Genomic DNA, 23224 nt, shown 5'->3' with positions numbered 1-23224 from the left:
ACGCGGCACCCCGGCTGCGCCCGCCCGCACGCCGGGCGCGACGATGCGGGACGACCGGCGATGTGAGGGAGACGGCGCGGAATGAAGGCCCTGGTGTGCAGCCGGCTCGGCGGGCCGGAGGATCTTGGCATCGAGGACCTGCCCGATCCGGTGCCGGGCCCCGGCGAGGCGCTGGTGCGGGTGCGGGTCGCGGCGCTGAACTTCTTCGACACGCTCATCATCGCCGGGCGCTATCAGGTGAAGCCCGAACTGCCATTCTCCCCCGGCGGCGAGGCCTGCGGCGTGATCGAGGCCCTGGCCCCCGACGCGGAGGGCTTCTCCGTCGGCGACCGGGTGATGGTCCATCTCAGCCACGGCACCGCCCGCGAGCGGATCGCGGTCTCGGTGAAGCGCCTCGCGCGGGTGCCGGAGGCCGTCTCCGACGCCGTCGCCGCCGGGCTCTCGATCACCTATGGCACGACGCTCCATGCGCTCCGGGACCGCGCCGGCATCCGTCCGGGCGAAACCCTCGTCGTGCTCGGCGCCTCGGGCGGCGTCGGGCTCGCCGCGGTCGAACTCGGCAAGCTGCTCGGCGCGCGCGTCATCGCCTGCGCCTCCTCGCCCGAAAAGCTCGAAACCGCCCGCGCCCATGGCGCCGACGACCTCGTCGATTACCGGGCCAACAACCTGCGCGAGGCCTTGCGGCGCCTCGCAGGCGAGCGCGGTGTGGACGTGGTCTACGACGCGGTCGGCGGAGATCTGGCCGAGCCGGCCATGCGGTCACTTGGCTGGAAGGGCCGTTTCCTCGTGATCGGCTTCGCCGCGGGCGAGATCCCGAAATTCCCCCTCAACGTCATCATGCTCAAGGGCATCGACGTGCAGGGCGTCCATTGGGGCGCCTTCGTCGAGCGCGAGCCGGAGGCGCATGCGGAAAACCAAGCCCAACTGCTCGCCTGGGCGGCCGAGGGCAAACTCACCGTGAAGGTACACGGCGTCTATCCGCTTGACGCCTATGCGGAGGCGCTCGGCGTCCTCGTCCGCCGCGAGGCGGTCGGGAAGGTGTTGCTCGACCTCAGGGGATAGAGCATCGTCCCGAAAGCCGGCAACCAGCTTTCGGGATGATGCTCCAGGTGCAGGCTTGGCCGGAGAGGATCGGAGCAGGCCTGCAAGGCTCCGCGCCGCGATGGCGGACCGACATCTTGCGTCCGAGAAGAGCGCCCGGAGGTCTCGCCCCGTGCATTTCGAACCCAGTGGTTGGCGAGGCCCGGTATCGAGGCATCCGCCGCCGGCCTTTCAGGCTCTCCGAGGAAATCCACCTTCAACGGGGAAGCTTCGACGCAGGGACAACTATAAGATTTTTAACACTTGTAATTGATAAATCGAAGAGGCGGCGCAGCCCGCTTTTTTCAGGTCACTCACATGCGTTTGAAGTTCGGCTTCATCGTTGCGATGCAGCTCGTCGTCGGTTGTCTTACATCCGCTGCGGCCGAATCCCAGAGCCTCGACGCCCTCAAGGCCGCCTACAAGCGCCCGACGCACATCCCGTTTCCCGAGGAGGCGCCCTACTCGCCGCAGCTGGCGACGATGGGCAAGATGCTGTTCTTCGATCCCCGCCTCAGCGGCAAGCAGAACCTGAGCTGCGCGAGCTGCCACAACCCGTCCTTCGGGTTCGAGGTGCCGGTTCCCGGCGCGATCGGCGCCACCAACAAGCCGCTCGCCCGCAAGGCCCCCTCGGTGCTGAACGCGGCCTGGATCCCGACCCTGTTCTGGGACGGGCGCGCGCCCGACCTCGAAACCCAGGCGATGGGCCCGATCACCGCCGACGCCGAGATGGACGGCAAGTTTCCCGAGATCATCGCCCGCCTCAAGCGCATCCCCGAATACAAGGCGTCGTTCGACGCCCTGTTTCCCGGTAAGGGCGTGACGCAGGACACGATCCTGACGGCCATCGCCACCTATGAGCGGACCGTGGTCTCCGGCTGGGCGCCGTTCGACCGCTGGATCGACGGCGACGAGGCGGCGATATCGGGCGAGGCCAAGCGCGGCTTTGCCCTGTTCACCGGCAAGGCTGCCTGCGCCGGCTGCCATACCGGCTGGAACTTCACCGACAACAAGTTCCACGATCTCGGGATCGACACCAAGGATATCGGTCGCGCTGCCTTCGATCCCGACGACCGCTACGCCAAGCACGCCTTCAAGACGCCGGGCCTGCGCAACCTGAGCTACCGGGCGCCGTTCGGGCATGCGGGGCAGTTCGCGGATCTCGAAGCGATCATCGCGCACTACGAGAATGGCGGCCTGCCGCGTCCCTCGCGGTCGCCGCTGATGAAGCCGATCAGCCTCAACGACGGCGAGCGCGCGGACCTGATCGCGTTCCTGCGCTCGCTCACGGCGGACCAGACCGAGACGGCCCTGCCGAACCTGCCGAACTGATCGGCACGCTCCAGCCCGACGCTTACGCGCTCGACGCCCACACGCCCCATTCCGAAGAACGACGAGACGAATCCGCAATGTCGATTCGCCACAAGATCCTGTTGCCCCTCCTCGGCTTCATGCTGCTCGGCGGGCTCCTGTCCGCGGTGACGGGCCTCACGGGCCTCTCCGCTTTCGGGGAACTCTCGGATCTCGCCGGGCGCACGGTCGAGGCAAGCGAGGCCAGCCGCACCGCCCGCGATCGTTTCCGCCGGGCCGAAGCTCTTGTGGCGCGGGTCACCGCCATGACCGACCTTCTCGACGTGAAGCGGATCGGCGGCGAGTTCACCCAGAATGCCGACGCCCTCGATGCGGGGCTCGGCCGCCTGAAGGCCTCGGCCCTCTCCGAGCGGATGCTCGCCCTGTCCAACACCGCCGAGGCCGAGGCCCGGCAATGGCGCGCGAGCGCGGAGATCCTGCTGGGTCTGCGCAAGGCGCGGGAGATCCCGACCCTGGCGGTGATGGCGCGTCACAGCACCGCGATCGGCCGCGACCTCGATGAGGCCGTGGCCCTGGCCGGCCAGGAGGCGCAGGCGCAGATCGAGGCCACGGGCGCGGCGATGGCATGGAAGATCTGGCTGATGCTCGGCCTTTCCGCCGTGACCATCGCGGCGGGTTCCGGCGCGGCGTGGTGGCTGGCCGGCACCCTGTCGAAGCCGCTCGTCAGACTGGCGGGCGACACGACCCGGCTCGCGGGCGGCGACCTCGACGTCGCCCTGCCGGCCACGGACCGCCAGGACGAGATCGGTGCGATGATCGCCGCCGTTCAGGTGTTCAAGGACAACCTCATCCGCAGCCGTACCCTCGAAGCCGAGACGGCCCAGGCCGGCGCCGCGGCCGAGCGCCGGGCGATGGTGCGCAGCCTCGCCGACGGCTTCGAGGCCTCGGTCGGCCGCATCGTCGGCACGGTCGGCACCTCCGCCGCCCAGCTCAAAGAGACCGCCCGGACGATGAGCGCCACCGCCGGGCAGACCGCCGAGCGGTCCGCCCGGATGAGTGCCGCCGCCGGCGAGGCCGCGACCAACGTCGATGCCGTGGCGGCGGCGACCGAGCAGCTCGGTGCCTCGGTCTCCGAGATCGGCCGTCAGATGCAGGAATCGGCCAACCTCGCCCGCGGGGCGGTGACGGAGGCCGACCGGACGGCGGGCGTGGTGCGCGAACTCAGCGCCGCCACCGGGCAGATCGGCGAGATGGTCGCCCTGATCTCGAACATCGCCAGCCAGACCAACCTTCTGGCACTGAACGCGACGATCGAGGCGGCCCGCGCCGGTTCGGCTGGGCGGGGCTTCGCGGTGGTGGCCTCCGAGGTGAAGGCGCTGGCCACGCAGACGACGCGGGTGACCGACGAGATCACCGGGCAGATCGCGCGCATCCAGGGGGTGACCGGTCAGGCGGTGGCGGCGATCGGCGGCATCACTGCGCGGATCGGCGAGATCGACACGGTCGCCGCCTCGATCACCGGCGCCGTCGGTGAGCAGGGCGCGGCCACGGGGGAGATCGTCCATAGGGTCGGCCGGACCGCGCAGGGCACCCGCGCCGTCACCGGCCATGTCGCGGAGGTCGCCGAGGCCGCGGAGCAGACGGGCTTCGCCGCCGACCACGTCCTGCAGGCCGCCTCCGACATGTCGGACCAAGCCGAGCAGCTGCGCCAGGAGGTCGCCCGCTTCCTCGTCAATGTCCGCGCCGCGTAGGCGGTTCGGCGGTTCCGTTCCTGGAATGCACGGAAGCCGGCCAATGGCCGGCTTTTTTGCGTTTGGGGAGGCCAATTCGCTCTGACAAGCCGGCCAGTCGGCGATGAAGGACGGGATCGGTGCCGGTCGGCCTCAGCGGTCGAGCCGCGCCAGCGCCGCGGCGATCCGGGCCGCGCCCGGTCCCCCGCCCGCGGCCACGGCGTGGCGGCGGTCGAGGGCGATGGCGCCGCGGTGGCTGGCATGGGTGATGGCGATGGCGAGCGCGTCGGCCGCGTCGGCGACCTTGAACTCGGCCTTCGGCAGCAGGAACTTCACCATCGCCTGGATCTGAACCTTCTCCGCATGGCCGTTCCCGGCCACGGTTTTCTTCACGAGGTTGGCGGCATATTCCGCCACCGGCAGGCCGGCGAGCGCGGGCACCAGCAGCGCCACGGCGCGGGCATGGCCGAGCTTGAGCGTGGCCTGCGCGTCCTTGTTGACGAAGGTCTCCTCCACCGAGACCTCGTCGGGCGCGTGGGTCGTGACGATGCGGGTCAGGCCCTCGTGCAGCTCGCGCAGGCGCAGGGCCAGCGGCAGGTCACCGTCGGACGTGACGACGCCGCAGGCGAGGTAGGACAGCTTGCTGCCCCGCGCCGTGATCAGGCCCCAGCCGGTGCGGCGCAGGCCGGGATCGATGCCGAGGATGCGGACGTCCGTGGTCATGGCCTCGGCCTCCTTCAGAGCATCGATCCGGTACGGCACATATCGTGAACGAAGCGTTGCCGCAAACGCGGCTGGCCCGCCGCGCCCCGGCTTACTGGAGCTTGAACTCGCCCTCCAGCCGGAGGGACACCTCATCGCCGAGCAGCGGCAGGAAGGCGTTCACGCCGAACTCGGAGCGCTTGATCACCGCCCAGCCGTCGAAGCCGACCGAGTAGAGCTTATCGACCGGGTTGACGCCCGCCTGGTTGAAGGTGGCATCGAACGAGACCGGCTTCGAGACGCCGCGCAGGGTCAGGGTGCCGTTGACGCGCGCCGTGGTCGGGCTCGTCGGCTCGACCGACGTGCTGACGAAGGTCGCCTCGGGAAACTTCTCGACGTCAAGGAAATCCGGCGTCTTCAGGTGCGCGTTGAGCCGGTCGTTGAGCCCGTTGCCGCTGCCGGTGCCGATCTTGACGGAAAGGCTGCTCTTGGCCGGCGCTGCGGGATCGAGGACGAGGTCGCCGGACACCTCCGTGAACTGGCCGTAATAGGTTGAGAAGCCGAGGTGGCTGATCGACCACGTGATCTTGCCGTGCGCCGGATCGAGCCGGTAGCGCCCGGCCTTCACCTGCCCCGGATCCTTGGTCAGGGCGGGTGCCGTTCCCTGGGCGGCCTCCTGTGCGTGCGAAAAGCCGGGCGCGGCGAGAGCGAAACCCGCCAGCAGGAGGGCGGCGAGGGCGAGCGTGCGCTTCATGCGGTCACCTTGTCGGTTGTGCCGCCACGACGGATATGGCCTTAGGCCAAGCGCGGCAACGGACCCTTCGAGGATCGACGGTTCACATGATCGGCAAGCTCAAGGGAATCGTCGATTCCTACGGAGAGGATTTCGTCATCCTCGACGTGAACGGCGTCGGCTACGTCGTCCACTGCTCCGCCCGGACCCTGCAGCGCCTGCCCAAGCCCGGCGAGGCGACGGATCTGGCCATCGAGACGCATGTGCGTGAGGACATGATCCGCCTCTACGGTTTCCGCGTCGATGCCGAGCGGGAATGGTTCCGCCTGCTCCAGACGGTGCAGGGGGTCGGCACCCGCGTGGCGCTCGGCGTGCTCTCGGTGCTGGAGCCGGCCCAGCTCGCCACCGCCATCGCCACCGGCGACAAGGGCGCCGTGGCCCGCGCCCCCGGCGTCGGCCCGCGGCTTGCGGCTCGTCTCGTCGCCGAGCTGAAGGACAAGGCGCCCGCCTTCAGTCCCATCGATCCGGCGCTCATCGCCCTGACCGGCGCCGTCGAGGACAGGACCGCGCCGCAACCGGTCGCGGACGCGATCTCGGCCCTGGTCAATCTCGGCTACGCCCAGATCCAGGCCTCGGCCGCCATCGCCGCCGCCCTGAAGGGCCTCGGCGAGGAGGCCGGAACGGTGGAGGCCAAGACCCTGATCCGGCTCGGGCTGCGGGAGCTGGCTCGATAGAGCGTCGTCCTGGATATCGGATCCAGGACGACGCTCTAACATTTTGTTTTTACATCATTTTTTTCCGAAAGCCGGAAGCCACCTTTCGGGATGATGCTCTAGCCTGGACGAAAACGCCTCAACCGCCCTCGTCGAAAGGCGGCGGCTGAAGGCGCTGCCACGCGGAGGCGATCCGCTCCGGCTTCACCTCCAGCGCCTCGGCGCAGGCGAGAAGCGACGGTTCGTCGCTCATGACGTGGTCGAGTACGGCGCCGAGAAAGCCGGGGTCATGCATGCTTTCGCGCAGCGTTCCGGGCTCCAGGCCGCTGGCGGCGATGAACCGGAACAACCGGTCCTCGTCGGCGGCGAGCCATCCGAGCACCTCGACCGCGAGACGCTCGCTCGGGCCATCACTATGATCAAGTTTGCGTTTCATCAACGAGTAGCAGTTTAAGAGAGTAAGAGGGCCGGGCCACGGGTTGGAACGCCATCGCGACCGCGCCGGAGCAGGTCATGAAGAAAACCGTTCTCATCGTTGAAGACAACGAGCTGAACATGAAGCTCTTCAACGATCTGCTGGAGGCGCATGGCTACGCGACCCTCAAAACCGCCAACGGTATCGAGGCGATTGAACTCGCGCGCGCGCACCACCCAGACTTGATCCTCATGGACATCCAGCTTCCCGAAGTCTCGGGCCTGGAGGTGACAAAGTGGCTCAAGGACGACGACGACCTTCGTAACATTCCCGTGATCGCCATCACCGCTTTTGCAATGAAAGGCGACGAGGAACGCATTCGTGAAGGCGGATGCGAGGCATATTTGTCCAAACCGATCTCGGTTGCGAAGTTTTTGGCAACGGTCCGTCGGTACATTGGCGATGACGGCGCTCCCTGAGACCTCTTCGGACTGAACGCCGTCGCGGTCGTGAAGGCCGCGCCTCGGAGGAAAGATGTCCGCTCGCGTCCTGATCGTGGATGATCTCTACCCCAACGTCCGGCTGCTCGAGACGAAGCTGTCTCTCGAGTATTTCGACGTGGTCGTGGCGATGAATGGGCCAGACGCCCTGGCCATTTGCGAGAAGGGCGAATGCGATGTCGTTCTCCTCGACGTGATGATGCCGGGCATGGATGGCTTCGAGGTCTGCCGCCGGCTCAAGTCCAACCCCGCCACCGCCCACCTGCCGGTGGTGATCGTCACCGCCCTCGATCAGCCCGCCGACCGGCTGCGGGGTCTGGATGCGGGCGCCGACGATTTCCTGACCAAGCCCATCGACGACACCGCGCTGATGACGCGGGTGCGCAGCCTCGTGCGGCTGAAGGCGGTGACGGACGAGCTGCGCTCGCGCGCCCTGGAGACGCGCGAGATCGGCGGCCCCGATCCCCTGGTTCTCGCTGCGGCCGATACCGGCGAGGGTGCGCGCATTCTCCTCGTCGAGGACCGGGCGAGCGCCATCGACCGCATCGGCACGGCGCTCGCTCAGCATCATCAGGTCACCGTGGAGACCGACCCGCACCGCGCCCTGGTGCGGGCGCCGGAAGGCGGCTTCGACCTCGCCCTGGTGAGCCTCGATCTCGAAGGCTTCGATGGCTTGCGCCTGTGCAGCCAGCTCCGCTCGCTGGAGCGGACCCGCAGCATGGCGCTCATCATGCTCGGCGAGATGCACGAAAAGGCGCGGATCACCCGCGGCCTCGAATTCGGCGTCAACGACTACCTGCTGCGTCCGGTCGACCGGAACGAGCTGATCGCGCGCGTGCGCACGCAGGTGCGGCGCCGCCGTTTTTCCGAGACGCTGCGCGGCGCCCTCCACGCCTCGATGGAACTGGCGATCACCGACGACCTGACCGGCCTGCACAACCGGCGCTACCTCGACCGCCATCTCGGGCCGGTCTTCGGCGAGGCGGCCCTGCAGCAGAAGGGCCTTGCCTGCCTGCTCCTCGACATCGACCGCTTCAAGCTGATCAACGACACCTATGGCCACGAGGCCGGCGACGAGGTGCTGCGCGCCTTTGCCGAGCGCATCCGCCAGTATGTGCGGCCGATGGATATCCTCGCCCGCTACGGCGGTGAGGAGATCGTGATGGTGGTGCCCGGCGCCGAACTGCCCGATGCCCGCGCCATCGCCGAGCGCATCCGCCACCGGATCGAGGCGACGCCCTTCACCATCGACGGCGGGACGCGCGACATCGGCGTGACCGTCTCGGTCGGCGTCTCCGTGCGGCGGGCGACCGATACGGGTCCGGCCGACCTGCTCAAGCGTGCCGACACCGCGCTCTACCGCGCCAAGTCCTTCGGCCGGAACCGGGTCGAGGCGGCGGCGGCGTAGCGCCGGCGCAACCTCACTCGGGAGCCGGCGCCTCCACCGGGCCGGCGGCGGATGGGGACAAGCCGAGCAGCCGCGCGATCTCGTCACCCTCCGCGCCGCCCAGAAGGTCGGCGAGGGTGTAGCGGTCGAGAACCGCCAGGAAGGCGGCCAGCGCCTCACCCAGCGCCCGCCGCAGGCGACAGGGCGCGGTGATGGCGCAAGACCCTGCGGAAAAGCACTCGACCAGCGCGAGATCGTCCTCCGTCGCGCGGACGACGGCGCCGACGACGATCTCCCTCGGTGGCTTGGCGAGGCGCAAGCCGCCGCCCCGCCCCCGGATCGTCTGGATCAGCCCGAGCCGCCCGAGCTGATGCACCACCTTGGTAAGGTGGCTCTCCGAGATCCCATAGGCGCGCGCGATCTCCGCGATCGAACTCTGCTTTGGCTCGCGCAGGCCGACATAGATCAGGGTGCGCAGGGCGTAGTCGGTGTAGCGGGTCAGGCGCATGGCGGGTCCGAGCGACCTATAAGGTACATTTCACTTGCATCTTTCCGAGAGCCGCGACAAAAGATTCATGTCGAATGAATCTTTGGATCCGACGATGCCCGCACCGCTCTCGCCCCAAACCGTCGCCACCGTCAAAGCCACCGTCCCGGCTCTCGAAACGCACGGGCTCGCCATCACCCGGCGCATGTATGAGCGCCTGTTCGAGAACTCAGAGATCCGCGATCTCTTCAACCAGTCGCACCACGGCGAGACCGGCTCGCAGCCCAAGGCGCTCGCCCTCGCTGTTCTGGCCTATGCCCGCAACATCGACAACCTCGGCGTGTTGACGGGCGCGGTGGAGCGCATCGCCCAGAAGCATGTCGCGCTCAACATCCTGCCGGAGCACTATCCCCACGTCGCCGACGCCCTGCTCGCAGCGATCCGCGATGTGCTCGGCGAGGCGGCCACACCTGAGATCATCACGGCTTGGGGCGAGGCGTACTGGTTCCTGGCGGAACTGCTGATCGGCCGGGAGGCGACGATCTACCGGGATCAGGCGACCAGGGCCGGTGGATGGAACGGCTGGCGCGACTTCGTGGTCGAGAGCGTCACCCCGGAAAGCGAGACGATCCGCTCGTTCGTGCTGGTTCCCGCCGACGGTGGCCCGGTGCTGCGCCACGAGCCGGGACAGTATCTCGGCTTCCTCCTCGACCTGCCGGGTCGGGGTGTATTGAAGCGGAACTACTCGATCTCCTGCGCACCGAACGCACGCGCCTACCGCATCACCGTCAAGCGCGAGGCCGCGACGGCGCATCCGGCCGGCCTCGTCTCGAACTGGCTGCACGCGCAAGCTCAGGTCGGAACCGTGCTGAAGGTCGCCGCCCCCGCGGGCGACTTCTTCCTCGACCGGGCGAGCGCCGAGCCGGTAGTTCTAGTCAGCGGCGGCGTCGGCCTGACCCCGATGGTCAGCATGCTGGAGAGCATCGCAGCAGAGGTGCCCGAGCGCCCGGCCTGGTTCGTCCACGGTGCCCTGAACGGACGGGTTCATGCCATGGGCGCCCATGTGCGCAGTCTCGTCGCGAACCGAGCGGCCCTGTCGGCCCATGCTTTCTACGCGGAGCCGGAGCCGCAAGACCGGCCCGGCGAGGATTTCGACAGCGAGGGGTTGATCACGGCCGATTGGCTCGTCGCGAACACGCCCTCGGAGCGGGCGACCTACTATCTGTGCGGGCCCAAGTCCTTCCTGGCGGCGCTGGCGAACGGGCTGGCCCGTGCCGGCGTCCCGGCGGAGCGGGTCCGGTTCGAGTTCTTCGGCCCCGCCGACGAACTGTTGGACGAGGCACCCCGGCAGGCCGCCTGAGGTGGGACGGCCGCGCCCTACGCGCGGTCAACCCGCTCCCGGATCGGTCTCGTCGCCCTGTGCCGGCGCACCGGGCTTGCCGTCAGTCTTCTCGTTGGGATCCTTGACCGCGTCGGGGGCGCTGTTGGCGGGCTTGTGCCCGTCCCGGTGCTCCCGATCCGTCTCGCGGTCGTCGCCGTTCTGCTTGTCCATCGTCGAGTTCCTTGAGGAGTAAGACTCTAGAGCATCGTCCCGAAAGGTGGCCACCGGCTTTCGGAAAAGACGATGTCAAGACAAGAACCTAGAGCATCGTCCCGGATCCGATATCCGGGACGATGCTCTAGGCCGAAGCGGCTCAGGAATGCTTGGCCCGGTCGGGCTCACCCGCGACAGGCTCACCCTCGCGTGGACCGGCCGATGCCTTACGGTCGGAATGGCCGCCGGACGAACCGCCGATCGCGGGCGGCGTGTGCCCGGCCCCTCCACTGTCTTGGCCCTCGCTCCATTCACCGCGCCGCTCGGCATCGGAGCGCCCACCGGAGCCCTGCCCGGTGATCGCCGCCTGCTCTGCGGTCTGGTGGCCGCCGCCCGCTGGATGGGGGCCGCGTGAGCCGACCGCCTCGTTGGGCTTGCGGGTGCCGGTATTGCTCAGATCTTCGTCGGGCCGGTTCTCATTTCCCATCACGGCCTCCCCCATCACGCTCGCCATGATGCTCTCCATGGCGTGGCGGCTCTTCCTGGCCGACGGCGGCTGTGGCGCGCTCGATCGCTTCCTGGGCCGTCGCGTCGGGCTCGGAGCGGGAGGACGGATCGGAGATCCGGCGCAGATTTTCCGCGGGCGTCTCGGCCTCGGTCTGGTCCACAGCGTCCTGGCTGTGGTGGTCCGTGCCGGAGGCGATGCGCGCCGTCTCGGCTGTCCCGTCGGGGTTGCTCTTCAGGTCGCCTTGAGTCCGCGGGGGCACGCCTCTGTCGAGGGGCGAGTCGGTACCGAAATCCTGGCCGTTGCGATCGGCATAGGCGTCGAACGCCTTCAGCGACGGCCGGTCGGGGGAAGTCTCCGTCATTTTTCGTCCTCCTGATCTGACCGGGACAACCATCCGGGACCGGAGGAGTTGCGGTGCGGGTCCGTCGCAGACCCGCACCGCACGACGCGTGTCAGCCGATGCCCTCGAACAGCACCGAGGAGATGTAGCGCTCGGCGAACGAGCAGGCGATGGTGACGATGCGCTTGCCCTGGAACTCGGGGCGGCCCGCCAGCTCCAGCGCCGCCGCGACGTTGCCGCCGGTCGAGATGCCGCCGGGGATGCCTTCGAACTTGGCGAGGTCGCGGGCGGTGTCGATCGCCTGCTGGTTCGTCACCTTGAGCACGCCGTCGAGGATGTCGGTATGCAGGTTGTCGGGGATGAAGCCGGCGCCGATGCCCTGGATCTTGTGGGGGCCGGGCTGGCCGCCGGAGATCACGGGGCTGTCAACCGGCTCCACCGCGAACACCTTGAGGCCCGGCAGACGCGGCTTGAGCACTTCGCCGACGCCGGTCACCGTCCCGCCGGTGCCGACACCCGCCACGAACGCGTCGAGCTGGCCGTGGGTGTCGTTCCAGATCTCTTCCGCCGTGGTCTTGCGGTGGATCTCCGGGTTGGCCGGATTCGAGAATTGCTGCGGCATCACCGCACCGTCGATCTCGCGCAGCAGCTCTTCGGCGCGGCCGATCGCACCCTTCATGCCCTGCGCGCCCGGCGTGAGTTCGAGCTGCGCACCGAGGAAGGCGAGCATCTTGCGCCGCTCCACCGACATCGTCTCCGGCATGACGAGGATCAGGCGGTAGCCGCGGGCGGCGGCGACGAAGGCCAGCGCGATGCCGGTGTTGCCCGAGGTCGGCTCGACCAGCGTGCCGCCGGGCTTGAGCCGGCCGGAGGCTTCCAGCGCGTCGATCATGTTGACGCCGATGCGGTCCTTCACGCTCGAGATCGGGTTGAAGAACTCGAGCTTGAGCAGGATCTCGGCATCGACGCCGCGCTCCTTGGTGAGCCGGTTGAGGCGCACGAGCGGGGTGTTGCCGATGGTCTCGGTGATCGAGCCGTAGACGCGGCCGTGTCCGGGCTTGCGCACGGTGTCCGGGGTCGAGGTGTCTGTCATCGTCTGTCCGCTCCCTGAGCGCTCCCGCGCCGCAACGGCCACCGGCCCGGTGCAGGAGCGCGCGCCAACATGAAAGGCTTTCACATCGGTCTGAGAGAAGACGACCGCCAGGGGGACAAAGCCGATGCGAAACCAGAAACTTAGCGCTCCCGCCGAAGCGAGGGCCACTGCCGCGACGCGTAACCGATTTCGCAAGCTCCGTCGAGCTTCCCGCCGGGCAGATACCAGTCTTTACACGGACTGCGCACGGCTGAGCTTTAGCAGAGAATTTTATTTTCCTCTTTGCCCGCCAGACGACAGTATTGTCATCTCAGTCACTCCAAATCGACGGGCCGGTTACGGTCCGAGATCGCGATTCAGGCGACGAGGAAGCGGGTGGCGAGGATCAGGATGCCGATTCCCGAACTGGTGGCGAGGGCCGCCAGGGTCGCCGCACCCTCGTGGTGGGCGTGGACGAAGTCGTAACGCGCCGCGTGGAGGGCCGCGGGCCGCACCTTCGGGACGACGCGCTGGTGAACCCGGCCGATCCGCATTCCGTCTCTCCGCCTGAGCGGCCGCGCGGAGCGCGACCGGGGAGCGCGAGGAAACGGCCCGGGAGACTGACGGAGGATGAATCCAGACGCCCGTCCGCGAATCGTCGTCAACGGGGACTTAAAACGATCGCGCGCCGGCTCGACCGAGGAACCGGCGCGGTGTTCGAGAAGGGGGCGCCTACAGGGCCCGATCGAACCGAAGCTCGCCGTTCTGGCTGCGGATCACGAGTTGCGAACCGTCGAGGTCCCACTTGCCCGCCGTACGCAAGGCGACGAGGAAGGCCTGCTCGGAGGCCGCCAGCGCCTTGTCGCAGGTCTTCTTGGTGAGGGCCAAGGGGCCGACAGCGAGGTGCTGCTCGCGCAGGGGGAAGGCGGTGGCGGTGAAGGTGTTGCAGCCGCCATAGCCGCGCGCCCGGTACTGCGCGTCGATGATGAAGCTCGGGCGGTCGGCACCGGTGAACGGCTTGCCGTTCATGCTGACGGCGGTCCACATCGAGCCGAGGGGAAACATCTTCTCCGTCGGCTTCGCGCCGGGGACGTATTGCGGCTTCTTCTCGGGCTGCTTGCCCGCACCGAAACCGGACGAATTGCCGCCCATGCCCATTTGCGCCGTAGCCGGCACGGCCACGAGCGCGCCCGCGGCAACCGCGCAGGCCAGCGCGGCGGTCAGCATCCTGTTCATCGTTCAGCCCCCTGTCTGCTCGACTGCTTCACCCCGGAGCCCCCTCGGCCAGCGGCTCGGCTCTTCGCCCGACGCGTGGGCCGAGCCGGCGCGTGCTCCGTATCCTTCGGGCCGCGCTCCCTCTCGGCAGCCGGTCCTGGGCGCTAGGGGGAATCGGCACAGATTCAAGCACAATTATGGTCGAGACCGGCCTGAGCCCCGGTTCAGCGGCGATCCCGTCCGTTTCAATGCGCCGCGAACCTTGTGCGGCAAGAATCCTCGCCCGACGAGTCTTCGGATGCGCGCGAAACGCCGTTTCTCACAAGCTTCGCCGAAACGAACCGGCCGCTCGCGCGGTTGAACGATCCCGTGCCCCGTGGCGCGGGGCAGCATCTGCCAAGGATCGAGGAGAGCGGTTTGACGGGATCGGATGAAGGCGCGTCGAGCGGGGCCTCGCCCACCACGATGAACGCGGCCCAGTGCCGGGGTGCCCGCGGCCTGCTGGGATGGTCCGAGACGGACCTCGCCCGCCGTTCGGGACTGGACGAAGGTTTCATCAAGGGGTTCGAGGCCGGCACGGGCGATCCCGCCTCCGGCCAGGTCGAGGCTCTGCGCAGCGCCCTGATGCAGGGCGGCGTCGTCTTCACCAACGGCGCGACGCCGGGCGTGCGGCTCTCCGAGCAGCAGCGGGGCGGCGACGAGGGCACGCGGCTCGATCAGCTCACCACCGAGAACGATCGCTGAGGCGAATGCTCAGGCGGTGGCCAGGGCCTTGAGGTCGAAGCCCGGATCGGCGGCCTGCTCCGGCGTCAGCGTCTTGCCCGAGGCCAGCAGGCGGCGGGCCGCCATGTGGTCGGCGGGGCGATCCACCGATTCGACGGCGCTGAGCCCGTGCTCGCGGAAGCGGAATACCGAGAAGCCGGCGCCGGTGCGGCGCAGGACGCTCGCATCCCCCGGCGTGGCGAGCCCGGCGATCTGGAGCTTGCGCGGCCCCTGGTCGCTCCAGAACCACGGCACCGCGTCGTAGGCGGCGGGCCGGCCGGTGAGCCGCGCGGCGAGGCAGCGACCCTGATCGACGGCGTTCTGCACCGACTCGATCCGCACCCGGTCGCCGCCGGGCATTCCGGCCGCGAAGCGGCTTGGGAAGCGCACGCAATCGCCGATCGCCGACACCGCCGGATCGTGCGTCGCCAGGAAGGCGTCGATCTCGATGCCGTCGCGCACGGTGAGGCCGGCTTCCGCCGCAAGTTCCTGGTTCGGCACCACGCCGATGCCGACGAGCACGAGGTCGGCGGGCAGGCTCTGCCCGTCGGCGGTACGGACGGCCGCGACCCGTCCCCCCTTTCCCTCCTCCTCGCCCTCGATGGCTGTGACGCCCGTCCCGAACAGGAACGTGACGCCGGCCTCCTCGTGGAAGGCGCGGAACGCCGCCGAGGTCTCGGGCGAGACCGCCCGCGCCATCACCCGCTCGGCCGCCTCGATCACCGTGACGGAGAGGCCGCGCGCCGCGCAGACCGCCGCGAATTCGAGGCCGATGAAGCCAGCCCCCACCACGACGATCCGGTGGATGCCCTCGATCGCGTTCCGCAGAGCGTCGGCATCGCCGAGGGAGCGGAGTTGGCGTACCCCCGCGAGATCGGCACCCGGCACTGGCAGCGCCCGGTTGCGGGTGCCCGTCGCCAGGATGAGGTGGTCGTAAGACAGTTCCTCGCCGTCCGAGAGCCGGACACTGCGCCCAGTGCGGTCGATCGCCGTCACCCGCGTTCCGGGAAGGTGATCGATGCGGTGCTCGGCGAAAAAGCTCTCCTGCCGCAGCAGCAAACCGCGGGCATCGGTCTTGCCGGCGAGATAGGCCTTCGAGAGCGGCGGGCGCTGATAGGGGAGCGCGGCCTCCTCGCCGACCAGGGTCAGGCGCCCGGAAAACCCCGCCTCCCGCAGCGAGGCGGCGGCTTGGAAGCCGGCCTGCCCCGCCCCGACGATGACGATCGTCTCCATCGGCCCGCTCATTCGCCCGCCTCGGCCGGGCTACGAACCGCCTTGAGCGGGGCCGCAGCTGGTTCGTCCGGAAAGAAATCGCCGGGAATGCTCGGCAGGAAGCGGCGCCCCTCCTGCGCGAGATAGTCCCAGAACGCGTCGGAGGCCGGACCGAGCACCTTGTCGGCGCGACGCACGACGTACCAGTCGCGGCGGATCGGCAGACCCTCCACATCGAGCAGGACGAGGCGCCCGCTCGCCACCTCCGCCGCCACCGAGTGGCCGGACAGGAGCGCGATGCCGAGCCCGGCCATCACCGCCTGCTTCAGCGTCTCGTTCGAGCCGGAATCGATCCCGAGCTTGGCCCGACGGATCATCACGCCGCTCATGAACTCCTCGAACACCGAGCGTGTGCCCGAGCCCTCTTCGCGCACGAGGAAGGACTCTTCCGCCAGATCCGCCCTGGTCAGGCCGCGCCGCCCGGCCATCGGGTGGTCGGGGGCGGCGATCAGCACCAGGGGATGAGGGCCGAAGGTCTCCGCCTCGATGGCGAAGTCCCGCGGCGGGCGGCCCATGATCGCGAAATCGATCTCGTAGTTGCGCAAGGCCTCGATCGTGTCCTGCCGGTTGCCGACGGTGAGCGAGATCTCGACCTTCGGGTGGCTTTCCATGAAGCCGGCGATGACGAGCGGCGCGAAATACTTCGCGGTGGAAACGACCCCGAGGCCGACCCGGCCGCCGCCGCCGCCCTTCAGGGTGCGCAAGCGGTCGGTGCAGGTTTCCAGAACGGTGTTGATGCTGTTGATCGCCCACAGCATCTCGCGGCCGGCATCGGTCGGCTTGAGGCCGGTCGGCGTGCGGTCGAACAGGAGGAGGCCCGCCTCCTCCTCGAGTTGGCGGATGCGGGCGTAGAGCGCGGCGGAGGTGACGTTCAGCTCCTGCGCGGCCCGCGTCATGGTGCCGAGCCGTGCGACCGCGGCGACCGCCTGAAGCTGCTTGAGCGAGAGATTGCGCATGCCACGTTTTTAGTTTTTTTGCGGGGCACCACAAGTTTTTTTAGAAATCTTTCGACAGCCGTCTCGTGCCGTCTGGCGCTGCCGCCTCGCCACAGCGTATCATAGCGGCAGATGGACTTGCACGCCTCCGCGCGCGCATGGCCGATAAGGACGCCGCGCAGGACCTTATGTTAAGCGCGGCTTCGACGGGAGCGAGCCTCAGAACGATGACGAAGCCCTACGGGTCATCCCTCGACGATCATCTCAACGCCGAAGTCGCGCGGGACCCTTCGCTGGCCGACACCGCCGCCACGATCCGGGCGCTGGCCGCCGCCGCGATCGACGTGAGCGAGACCGTGGGCCGCGGCTCGCTCGCCGGCGACCTCGCCGCCCAGGGCGAGCACAACAGCGACGGCGACGTGCAGAAGGCGCTCGACGTGATCGCCCACAAGCGCTTCATGCAGGCGCTCGAAGAAGCCCCCGTGGCGCAGGTCGCCTCGGAGGAAGCCGAGGACGTGGTGACGCTGAAGGCCGATGCGCCGCTGGCCGTCGCGATCGATCCGCTCGACGGCTCGTCCAACATCGGCGTCGGCATGGTGGTCGGCACCATCTTCGGCATCCGCCCGGTGACGCCGGGTGCGGACGTGAACGCCTCGTTCCTCACGCCCGGCACCACCCAGACAGCCGCCGGCTTCGTCGTCTACGGCCCGGCCACGACCTTCGTGGTCACGCTCGGCAACGGCACCCGCATCTTCACCCTCGACCGGACGGACAAGGTCTTCCGCCTCACGCACGACGCGATGAAGATCGTGCCCAGCGCGAACGAGTACGCGATCAACGCCTCGAACGTCCGCCATTGGGACGGGCCGGTGAAGTCCTTCATCGAGGATTGCCTGCGCGGCACGGAAGGCCCGCGCGACCGCGACTTCAACATGCGCTGGACCGCCGCCCTGGTGGCGGACGCGCAGCGGGTTCTGATTCGCGGCGGCGTGTTCCTGTATCCGGGTGACAACCGGAAGGGCTACGCGCAAGGGCGCTTGCGCCTCCTCTACGAGACCGCCCCCATCGCCTTCCTCATCGAGCAGGCGGGCGGCGCCGCCACCGACGGCCAGGGCCGCATCCTCGAGCGGGTCGCCGCCAAGATCCACGAGCGCTCGCCGCTCGTGTTCGGCTCCACCGAGGAGGTCGAGTGCGTGGCCAAGTACTATGACGGCCGCCAGCCCAGCGCCGGCCGCTCACCCCTGTTCGGCCAGCGCGGCCTGATGCGCAGCTGACCTCTCGGCGCCTCCAACATCATCAAAGCCCATGTCGGCGCGTCATCCCATCATCTCGGTCACCGGCTCCTCAGGGGCCGGGACCACCTCCGTCCGCAACACGTTCGAGCAGATCTTCCGCCGGGAGGATGTCAGCGCCGTCTACATCGAGGGCGACGGCTTCCACGCGCATGACCGCGACACCATGCGGGCGATGATGGCGCGCGAGCCGACGCTGAGCCACTTCGCGCCCCGCGCCAACCTCCTGCCCGAGCTGGAGGAGGTGTTCCGGAGCTACAGCGAATCCGGCACGGGCCGCACCCGGCACTACGCCCACGACGATGCGGATGCCGCGCGCTACGGCGTGCCCGTCGGCGCCTTCACGCCCTGGGAGCCGTTCCAGCCCGGCTCGGACCTGCTGTTCTACGAAGGCCTGCACGGCTGCGTGGTCGATCAGAACGTCGATCTCGCCCGCTATCCCGATCTCAAGATCGGGGTGGTGCCAGTGATCAACCTCGAATGGATTCAGAAGCTGCACCGGGACCGCTCGACGCGGGGCTACTCGACGGATGCCGTCACCGACGTGATCCTGCGGCGGATGCCGGATTACGTGCAGACCATCTGCCCGCAATTCTCGTGGACGGACATCAACTTCCAGCGGGTGCCGACGGTGGACACCTCGAACCCCTTCATCGCCCGCTGGATTCCGACCGCCGACGAATCGCTGGTCGTGATCCGCTTCAAGGATCCGAAGGGGATCGATTTCTCCTACCTCGTCTCGATGATCCACGACAGTTTCATGAGCCGGGCCAATTCCATCGTCATCCCCGGCGGCAAGCTCGATCTGGCGATGCAGCTCATCCTCACACCGATCATCATGCAACTCGTGGAGCGGCGGCGGCGGCTGGCGTAAGGTCGGCCGTCTTCGCGAGACTTTGAATGGTTTCCGGGTGATCCGCTCGGCTGGCCGGCGACCTGCCTCTCCCCACCGGGCAGGGAGCGGGGGACACCCAGCCCTGATCAAAGTGATCAGCCGGAAACGGTATCGGTTGGAGCTCTGACATCTTCACGCTCGACCGCCGCCTCCCTATCGAGAAACGCCGCCACAGCCTCCGAGAATTCCGGCGTACGCAGGTAGCCGTAGGACTTGTGGTGGTTCACGCCGCCGCGCGGGCGGCGATAGGTGTTGCGCACGGGTCGATCGATCACGCCCACGCCCGATACGTTCGGGGCATAGGCCTCGGCCAACGTCGTGCCGACGGTCGCCACGTCCTCGCGGTCACCGAGATTGCTCCACCGGGCCACGGCGTAGGGCACGCGCAGGCCCCCGTGCTCGTCGGCGAGGCGATGCTTGATCTCGGTGAGCCCGAGGGGCGCGCCCATGGTGACGAAGTGGTCGATCCGCGGACAGCGCCCGTCGCGTTCGAGCTGCCGCAGCACGTCGTAGGCGATCAGCGACCCCATGGAATGGGCAGCGAGCAGCAGGGGCCGGCCGGCATGGTGCTCCAGCGCCAACCGCAAGCGTTCGCGCGCCGCCTCGCGGAACGCGGCATCCTCGTAGTAGCCCCATAGATCGTCGAGCCGGTGCTCGATGATGAAATCGTCGAGGACGAGGCGTCCGGTCTTCTCCTGCGCCCACTCGACGATGCGGTAGAGCCGGTCGGTCAGGGTCGGGGCGCAGGCGCCGTCGACGCTCGGGAACGGCCCCCGCCCCCTGGCCCGGTAATAGGGCTCCCGGTTGCTGTCCTCGGAGAGCGGCGCGTCGTAGCGCAGGTCGGCCCAGTAGACGAACTCAAAGGAGAGGTCCCGCCGGTCCTCACCGAGGTTGCGCCGGAGCCCCTCACGGATCGCCTCGGCCCACCATGCCTGCTTCTCTTCCTTCGGCGGCTTGTTGGCGAGGCCGTGGATGCCGAGGATAAGCGGGCGGTCGTGCATCGGTCGAAGAGGGAGGCCATGCGAGTGTTGATTGCCGGCGCAGCGCCGGCATCGCAGGGCATATAGCGCGCGGCCCACAGCGGTTCCGCGCGACAAATCGGCAGCATGGTTCCGTGCTCGGATATCTCCCCGCCGTCAACGGAGAGGCGCGAGCCTCAGGAAAGCGTAGGGGTCGGCTTACGCGCCCATCTTCTCCACCAGCGCTTCGGACAGCGCGAAGTTGACGTAGACGTTCTGCACGTCGTCCTGATCCTCGATCACCTCGACGAGGCGGATCAGCTTCTCACCGGTCTCGTCATCGACGTCGATGGTGTTCTGCGCCTTCCAGATCAGGCCGGTCCGGCGCGGCTCGCCGAAGCGGCCTTCCAGCGCCTTCGACACGTCGCCGTAGGCGTCCTGAGCGCAGATGACTTCGTGGCCCTCGCCATCCGAACGCACATCGTCGGCGCCGGCCTCGATCGCAGCCTCCAGCATCGTGTCGGCGTCGGCCACGTCCGGCGCAAAGGCGATGACGCCGACACGGTCGAACATGAAGGCGACGGCGCCGGTCTCGGCGAGACTGCCGCCGGACTTGGTGAAGGCCGAGCGCACGTCGGAGGCGGTGCGGTTGCGGTTGTCGGTCTGCGCCTCGACAATCAGCGCGGCGCCGCCGGGGCCGTAGCCCTCGTAGCGGATCTCCTCGTAGTTCTCGCCGTCCCCGCCCACGGCCTTCTTGACGGCGCGCTCGATGTTGTCCTTGGGCATGTTTTCCGCCCGGGCCGCGAGGATGGCCGCCCGCAGGCGCGGATTCATCGAGGGGTCCGGCGTGCCGAGCTTGGCCGCCACCGTGATTTCGCGGGCGAGCTTGCTGAACACCTTCGAGCGGACCGCATCGACGCGGCCCTTGCGGTGCATGATGTTCTTGAACTGGGAATGCCCGGCCATGGCGGGATCGTCTTCTCGTTCGTGCGGGCGGAGGGCTCCTTCACGAACGAAGAATCCTCGACGCCGCGCGGGATGTATCGGGGGCTCCGCTTATAGGCCGCGCGAGCACTCCGAGGCAACGCGGGGCGGTGACGGCTCGGGTTCGATCGTCCTCGTGGCCGGACGCCCGATCCAAAACGCGCCCCCCTCCCCCACCGCGACCGCGAGGATACAGCCGATCGACCGGGCACCGAGATGCCGCCCGAGCGTTTCCGTGAAGGCGAATTCCTCCGGAGGCGTCCGTGGCCGGGCTCGCGGCGGGGATGATCACGTCGGGGGCAAAGACGCCCCCTCCTCAAGGTCTTGCGTAGGACGATCCGATGCCGACGACCGAAACGGGGACGGCCGGCACACAGGGCAAGCGGTGGCGCCTAGGCCTCGCCGCCCTCATCGGCGCGCTGGCTGGGGCAATGCTGTTTCCGCGTCCGGCTAAGGGTCAAAAGGAGCGGAAGCTCTAAGAACGCATTGAAGCGCGCCCATCGTCGCTCGATCAGAACGGCCGTTCGCGCGCAAAAAGCGCCTGAGCCGTGGCGAATGTGTGCTGCCATTGCTGTTCATCCAGCAGGTTGAACGCGGCCAGGAACAGCATCGAACGGACCTCGGCCAGCTTCACGAAGTCGAACAATCGTCGCCGCTCGTCTTCTTCGAGGGTCCGAACCTCCTCGTATCCGCTGATGAGCGCGGCCAATTGGACCTCGGCCGCAGGGCCGTCTTGGGCGATGAGATGCCAAGCCGCCGTCCCGAGATCGATAACGTAGGGACCATGCCCGCAATCGTCGAAATCAAGGAAGCCGACATCGCTTCCCTGCACGACGGCGTTGCCGGCCCAGGCGTCACCGTGGCAATTCCCGGACGGCAAATGATGTCGAGTGGCATCGCCGAATGCCGGCCCGCACCACGCTTCGATGGCGCGCCGGGTTGGCGCAGTGTTGGCAATGCTTTTCAATGCCTCGATCGCCCTCCGACAGAGCGTCAGCGGATCGAGCGGTCGTGTCTCGCTGCCGAGGATACCGGACAGGGCGCCGTGAAGCTTGGCGATGGATGAGCCGAACCGCTTCATGTCGTCCGACGCATGCGTGAGCGGACGACCTTCGAGGGCCGTGAACAGGCATCCGTATCGCGGCTGGCTTCCGAAGCTCAAGGATATGAGGTCGGCCCCGTCGGACGTCGCGATCGGGCGTGCCACATCGATTCCGGGAGTGGGACGGCATTGGCGCAGAAGCCGCAACTCGAACGCGATCTCGGCGCGGGATCGCCCGGTGGGACGATACATGCGCAGATAGTGGTGCTGTGCGCCGCTACTGAGCCTGTAGGTCCGATTGACACCGGCGACGACGCGTTCCGCTCTGTCGAAGCTGCAACCGTATCGTAGCGAGAGACATTCGAGATCAAGATCGTCCATCCGCCCAAGATGAGCGTACAACTTAAAAATGTAAATTGGGCACCGGCCTCAAGGCTGATCCTGCTCCAGCAAAGCCCGGTAGCGCGCCGCCGAACGGCTGACGATGGCGCGCGCCTCCTCCGTGATATGCAGGCCGAAGGCGCCGTAAAGGCGTGCGAACGCCTTCATCTCCAACCGGGCCGAGATGCGGGCGACGGTGCCGCCGGAGAGCGGCAGCCAGTTCGGGTAGCTCCATAGGAAGGAGATGGTCTTCCGGTCCGCGCCGACCTGCACGATGTCGCCCGCGAGCAGCGCGCCGCGCCCGTCCGCGCCATCCTGCCAGTGCAGCACGGAACCGCCGGGGAAGTGGCCGCCGAGGCGCAGCAGGGTCAGGCCGGGGGCGAGGTCGCGCTCGTCCTCTTCCCAGAACACCACGCGGTCGTCGGGGCGCATCACCCAGTCGCGGTCGCGGGCGTGGAGGTAGACCGGCGTATCGAAGGCCGCCGCCCAGTCGGGCATGGTGGTGTAGTAATGCGGATGCGAGATCGCGATGCCGGCAAGGCCGCCGAGCGCCTGCACCAGCGCGACCGTGGCCGGATCGAGCAGGGCGATGCAGTCCCACAGAACATTGCCCTGTGGTGTTTGCAGCAGGAAGGCGCGCTGGCCGATGCCGAAACGGGGATGGGTCTCGATCTCGAACAGCCCCGGCTCGACCTGACGCCACGCGTTGGCGTGAGCGGATGCGAGTGCGCCGGGCGTCGTCCAGCGCTGGCCCGATGCGGGCACGTATTGCCGCTCCTCGTCGCAGATCGGGCATCGCTCGGGCGGGCTCGGCGCATCGGGGAAGCTGGTTCCGCAAGTGACGCAGATGTGGATCGTCACAGGCCTTCCTCCCGCCTCCGCATAGGGGTGGATCAACCGCCGTGGGGGTCCTGGCCACCATCGGAGCGCGGCTCTTCGCGCGGTGATGTCTCCTCGCCCCACTCGGAGCCGATG

26 protein-coding genes are annotated in these 23224 nt (G+C 68.4%); 10 read left to right on the top strand and 16 right to left on the bottom strand.

Going from position 1 to position 23224, the window contains the following annotated elements; translation table 11 throughout:
- Positions 1 to 81 precede the first annotated feature (81 nt).
- The 3 genes from J2W78_RS00485 to J2W78_RS00475 all read left to right on the top strand — a co-directional run bounded on the left by J2W78_RS00485 (position 82) and on the right by J2W78_RS00475 (position 4142).
- Positions 82 to 1062 carry an NADPH:quinone oxidoreductase family protein gene (locus J2W78_RS00485; protein WP_253367067.1) on the top strand — a complete coding sequence of 327 codons (981 nt, stop codon included), beginning with the start codon at positions 82 to 84 and terminating at the stop codon, positions 1060 to 1062.
- A gap of 336 nt (positions 1063 to 1398) precedes the next feature.
- The gene (locus J2W78_RS00480; protein WP_437178526.1) at positions 1399 to 2412 is read left to right on the top strand and encodes a cytochrome-c peroxidase; all 1014 of its coding nucleotides are present in this window, start codon (positions 1399 to 1401) and stop codon (positions 2410 to 2412) included.
- A gap of 77 nt (positions 2413 to 2489) precedes the next feature.
- Positions 2490 to 4142: a methyl-accepting chemotaxis protein gene (locus tag J2W78_RS00475; protein ID WP_253367065.1), complete on the top strand. Its 1653-nt coding sequence runs from the start codon at positions 2490 to 2492 to the stop codon at positions 4140 to 4142.
- Between the two features lie 132 nt (positions 4143 to 4274).
- On the opposite strand, the gene ruvC is transcribed toward J2W78_RS00475, so the two are convergent.
- Together ruvC and J2W78_RS00465 are read right to left on the bottom strand one after the other, a co-directional pair.
- On the bottom strand, positions 4275 to 4844 hold the full coding sequence (gene ruvC / locus J2W78_RS00470; protein ID WP_253367063.1) for a crossover junction endodeoxyribonuclease RuvC: 570 nt from the start codon (positions 4842 to 4844) through the stop codon (positions 4275 to 4277).
- 91 nt (positions 4845 to 4935) lie between these two features.
- Positions 4936 to 5577 (bottom strand): YceI family protein, encoded by a 642-nt coding sequence (locus J2W78_RS00465; protein WP_253367061.1) that lies wholly within the window; start codon positions 5575 to 5577, stop codon positions 4936 to 4938.
- 86 nt (positions 5578 to 5663) lie between these two features.
- Here J2W78_RS00465 and ruvA point away from each other — a divergent pair, with 86 nt between their 5' ends.
- Positions 5664 to 6290, top strand: coding sequence for a Holliday junction branch migration protein RuvA (ruvA, locus tag J2W78_RS00460; RefSeq protein ID WP_060768689.1), 627 nt, complete (start codon positions 5664 to 5666; stop codon positions 6288 to 6290).
- A 118-nt stretch (positions 6291 to 6408) separates the two neighbouring features.
- Here the strand turns inward: ruvA and J2W78_RS00455 are convergent, their stop codons facing one another.
- Positions 6409 to 6705 (bottom strand): DUF3572 domain-containing protein, encoded by a 297-nt coding sequence (locus J2W78_RS00455; protein WP_003599943.1) that lies wholly within the window; start codon positions 6703 to 6705, stop codon positions 6409 to 6411.
- Between the two features lie 77 nt (positions 6706 to 6782).
- On the opposite strand from J2W78_RS00455, the gene J2W78_RS00450 reads away from it, so the two are divergent.
- Both J2W78_RS00450 and J2W78_RS00445 read left to right on the top strand, forming a co-directional pair.
- Positions 6783 to 7163, top strand: a complete 381-nt coding sequence (locus tag J2W78_RS00450; RefSeq protein ID WP_003599942.1) for a response regulator — start codon at positions 6783 to 6785, stop codon at positions 7161 to 7163.
- A 55-nt stretch (positions 7164 to 7218) separates the two neighbouring features.
- Entirely contained in the window at positions 7219 to 8592 is a 1374-nt protein-coding gene (locus J2W78_RS00445) for a PleD family two-component system response regulator (protein ID WP_253367059.1), read from the top strand.
- Positions 8593 to 8605: 13 nt separating this feature from the next.
- Here J2W78_RS00445 and J2W78_RS00440 read toward each other — a convergent pair whose 3' ends face one another.
- Positions 8606 to 9079: an Rrf2 family transcriptional regulator gene (locus J2W78_RS00440; protein ID WP_253367055.1), complete on the bottom strand. Its 474-nt coding sequence runs from the start codon at positions 9077 to 9079 to the stop codon at positions 8606 to 8608.
- A gap of 94 nt (positions 9080 to 9173) precedes the next feature.
- Between J2W78_RS00440 and hmpA the strand changes: the two genes are divergently transcribed.
- Positions 9174 to 10418 (top strand): NO-inducible flavohemoprotein, encoded by a 1245-nt coding sequence (gene hmpA, locus J2W78_RS00435; protein ID WP_253367054.1) that lies wholly within the window; start codon positions 9174 to 9176, stop codon positions 10416 to 10418.
- 27 nt (positions 10419 to 10445) lie between these two features.
- Here the strand turns inward: hmpA and J2W78_RS00430 are convergent, their stop codons facing one another.
- From J2W78_RS00430 to J2W78_RS00405, 6 genes are all read right to left on the bottom strand, one after another.
- Positions 10446 to 10610: a hypothetical protein gene (locus J2W78_RS00430; protein ID WP_253367053.1), complete on the bottom strand. Its 165-nt coding sequence runs from the start codon at positions 10608 to 10610 to the stop codon at positions 10446 to 10448.
- 142 nt (positions 10611 to 10752) lie between these two features.
- A complete protein-coding gene (locus J2W78_RS00425; RefSeq protein ID WP_253367052.1) occupies positions 10753 to 11079 on the bottom strand; it encodes a hypothetical protein in 327 nt (108 codons plus the stop codon).
- Positions 11069 to 11461 (bottom strand): hypothetical protein, encoded by a 393-nt coding sequence (locus J2W78_RS00420; protein ID WP_253367051.1) that lies wholly within the window; start codon positions 11459 to 11461, stop codon positions 11069 to 11071. The genes J2W78_RS00425 and J2W78_RS00420 overlap by 11 nt, the downstream gene beginning before the upstream one ends.
- Before the next feature lie 91 nt (positions 11462 to 11552).
- On the bottom strand, positions 11553 to 12533 hold the full coding sequence (cysK, locus tag J2W78_RS00415) for a cysteine synthase A (RefSeq protein ID WP_253367050.1): 981 nt from the start codon (positions 12531 to 12533) through the stop codon (positions 11553 to 11555).
- 356 nt (positions 12534 to 12889) lie between these two features.
- Positions 12890 to 13066 carry a hypothetical protein gene (locus J2W78_RS00410; protein ID WP_253367048.1) on the bottom strand — a complete coding sequence of 59 codons (177 nt, stop codon included), beginning with the start codon at positions 13064 to 13066 and terminating at the stop codon, positions 12890 to 12892.
- Between the two features lie 178 nt (positions 13067 to 13244).
- Positions 13245 to 13748, bottom strand: a complete 504-nt coding sequence (locus J2W78_RS00405) for an META domain-containing protein (protein WP_253367047.1) — start codon at positions 13746 to 13748, stop codon at positions 13245 to 13247.
- A 444-nt stretch (positions 13749 to 14192) separates the two neighbouring features.
- Here J2W78_RS00405 and J2W78_RS00400 point away from each other — a divergent pair, with 444 nt between their 5' ends.
- Positions 14193 to 14471, top strand: coding sequence for a helix-turn-helix domain-containing protein (locus tag J2W78_RS00400; protein WP_253373932.1), 279 nt, complete (start codon positions 14193 to 14195; stop codon positions 14469 to 14471).
- A 9-nt stretch (positions 14472 to 14480) separates the two neighbouring features.
- On the opposite strand, the gene J2W78_RS00395 is transcribed toward J2W78_RS00400, so the two are convergent.
- Both J2W78_RS00395 and J2W78_RS00390 read right to left on the bottom strand, forming a co-directional pair.
- Positions 14481 to 15734, bottom strand: coding sequence for an NAD(P)/FAD-dependent oxidoreductase (locus tag J2W78_RS00395; protein WP_253367045.1), 1254 nt, complete (start codon positions 15732 to 15734; stop codon positions 14481 to 14483).
- Entirely contained in the window at positions 15731 to 16717 is a 987-nt protein-coding gene (locus J2W78_RS00390) for a LysR family transcriptional regulator (protein ID WP_253367043.1), read from the bottom strand. The genes J2W78_RS00395 and J2W78_RS00390 overlap by 4 nt, the downstream gene beginning before the upstream one ends.
- 206 nt (positions 16718 to 16923) lie before the next feature.
- Between J2W78_RS00390 and J2W78_RS00385 the strand changes: the two genes are divergently transcribed.
- A complete protein-coding gene (locus J2W78_RS00385) occupies positions 16924 to 17970 on the top strand; it encodes a class 1 fructose-bisphosphatase (RefSeq protein WP_253367041.1) in 1047 nt (348 codons plus the stop codon).
- A 31-nt stretch (positions 17971 to 18001) separates the two neighbouring features.
- Positions 18002 to 18862, top strand: a complete 861-nt coding sequence (locus tag J2W78_RS00380; RefSeq protein ID WP_253367039.1) for a phosphoribulokinase — start codon at positions 18002 to 18004, stop codon at positions 18860 to 18862.
- 116 nt (positions 18863 to 18978) lie between these two features.
- On the opposite strand, the gene J2W78_RS00375 is transcribed toward J2W78_RS00380, so the two are convergent.
- From J2W78_RS00375 to J2W78_RS00360, 4 genes are all read right to left on the bottom strand, one after another.
- Positions 18979 to 19884: a lipase/acyltransferase domain-containing protein gene (locus J2W78_RS00375; protein ID WP_253367038.1), complete on the bottom strand. Its 906-nt coding sequence runs from the start codon at positions 19882 to 19884 to the stop codon at positions 18979 to 18981.
- A 177-nt stretch (positions 19885 to 20061) separates the two neighbouring features.
- Positions 20062 to 20808, bottom strand: a complete 747-nt coding sequence (locus tag J2W78_RS00370) for a YebC/PmpR family DNA-binding transcriptional regulator (RefSeq protein WP_253367032.1) — start codon at positions 20806 to 20808, stop codon at positions 20062 to 20064.
- Between the two features lie 529 nt (positions 20809 to 21337).
- Positions 21338 to 22249: a phosphotransferase enzyme family protein gene (locus tag J2W78_RS00365; protein ID WP_253367030.1), complete on the bottom strand. Its 912-nt coding sequence runs from the start codon at positions 22247 to 22249 to the stop codon at positions 21338 to 21340.
- A gap of 48 nt (positions 22250 to 22297) precedes the next feature.
- Positions 22298 to 23110, bottom strand: a complete 813-nt coding sequence (locus tag J2W78_RS00360) for an MBL fold metallo-hydrolase (protein WP_253367028.1) — start codon at positions 23108 to 23110, stop codon at positions 22298 to 22300.
- Positions 23111 to 23224 lie beyond the last annotated feature (114 nt).

Source organism: Methylorubrum extorquens (assembly GCF_024169925.1).
GTDB lineage: Bacteria > Pseudomonadota > Alphaproteobacteria > Rhizobiales > Beijerinckiaceae > Methylobacterium > Methylobacterium extorquens_A.
The sequence above is the reverse complement of the archived record's forward strand: the minus strand, read 5'-3'. Positions and strand labels throughout refer to the sequence as shown.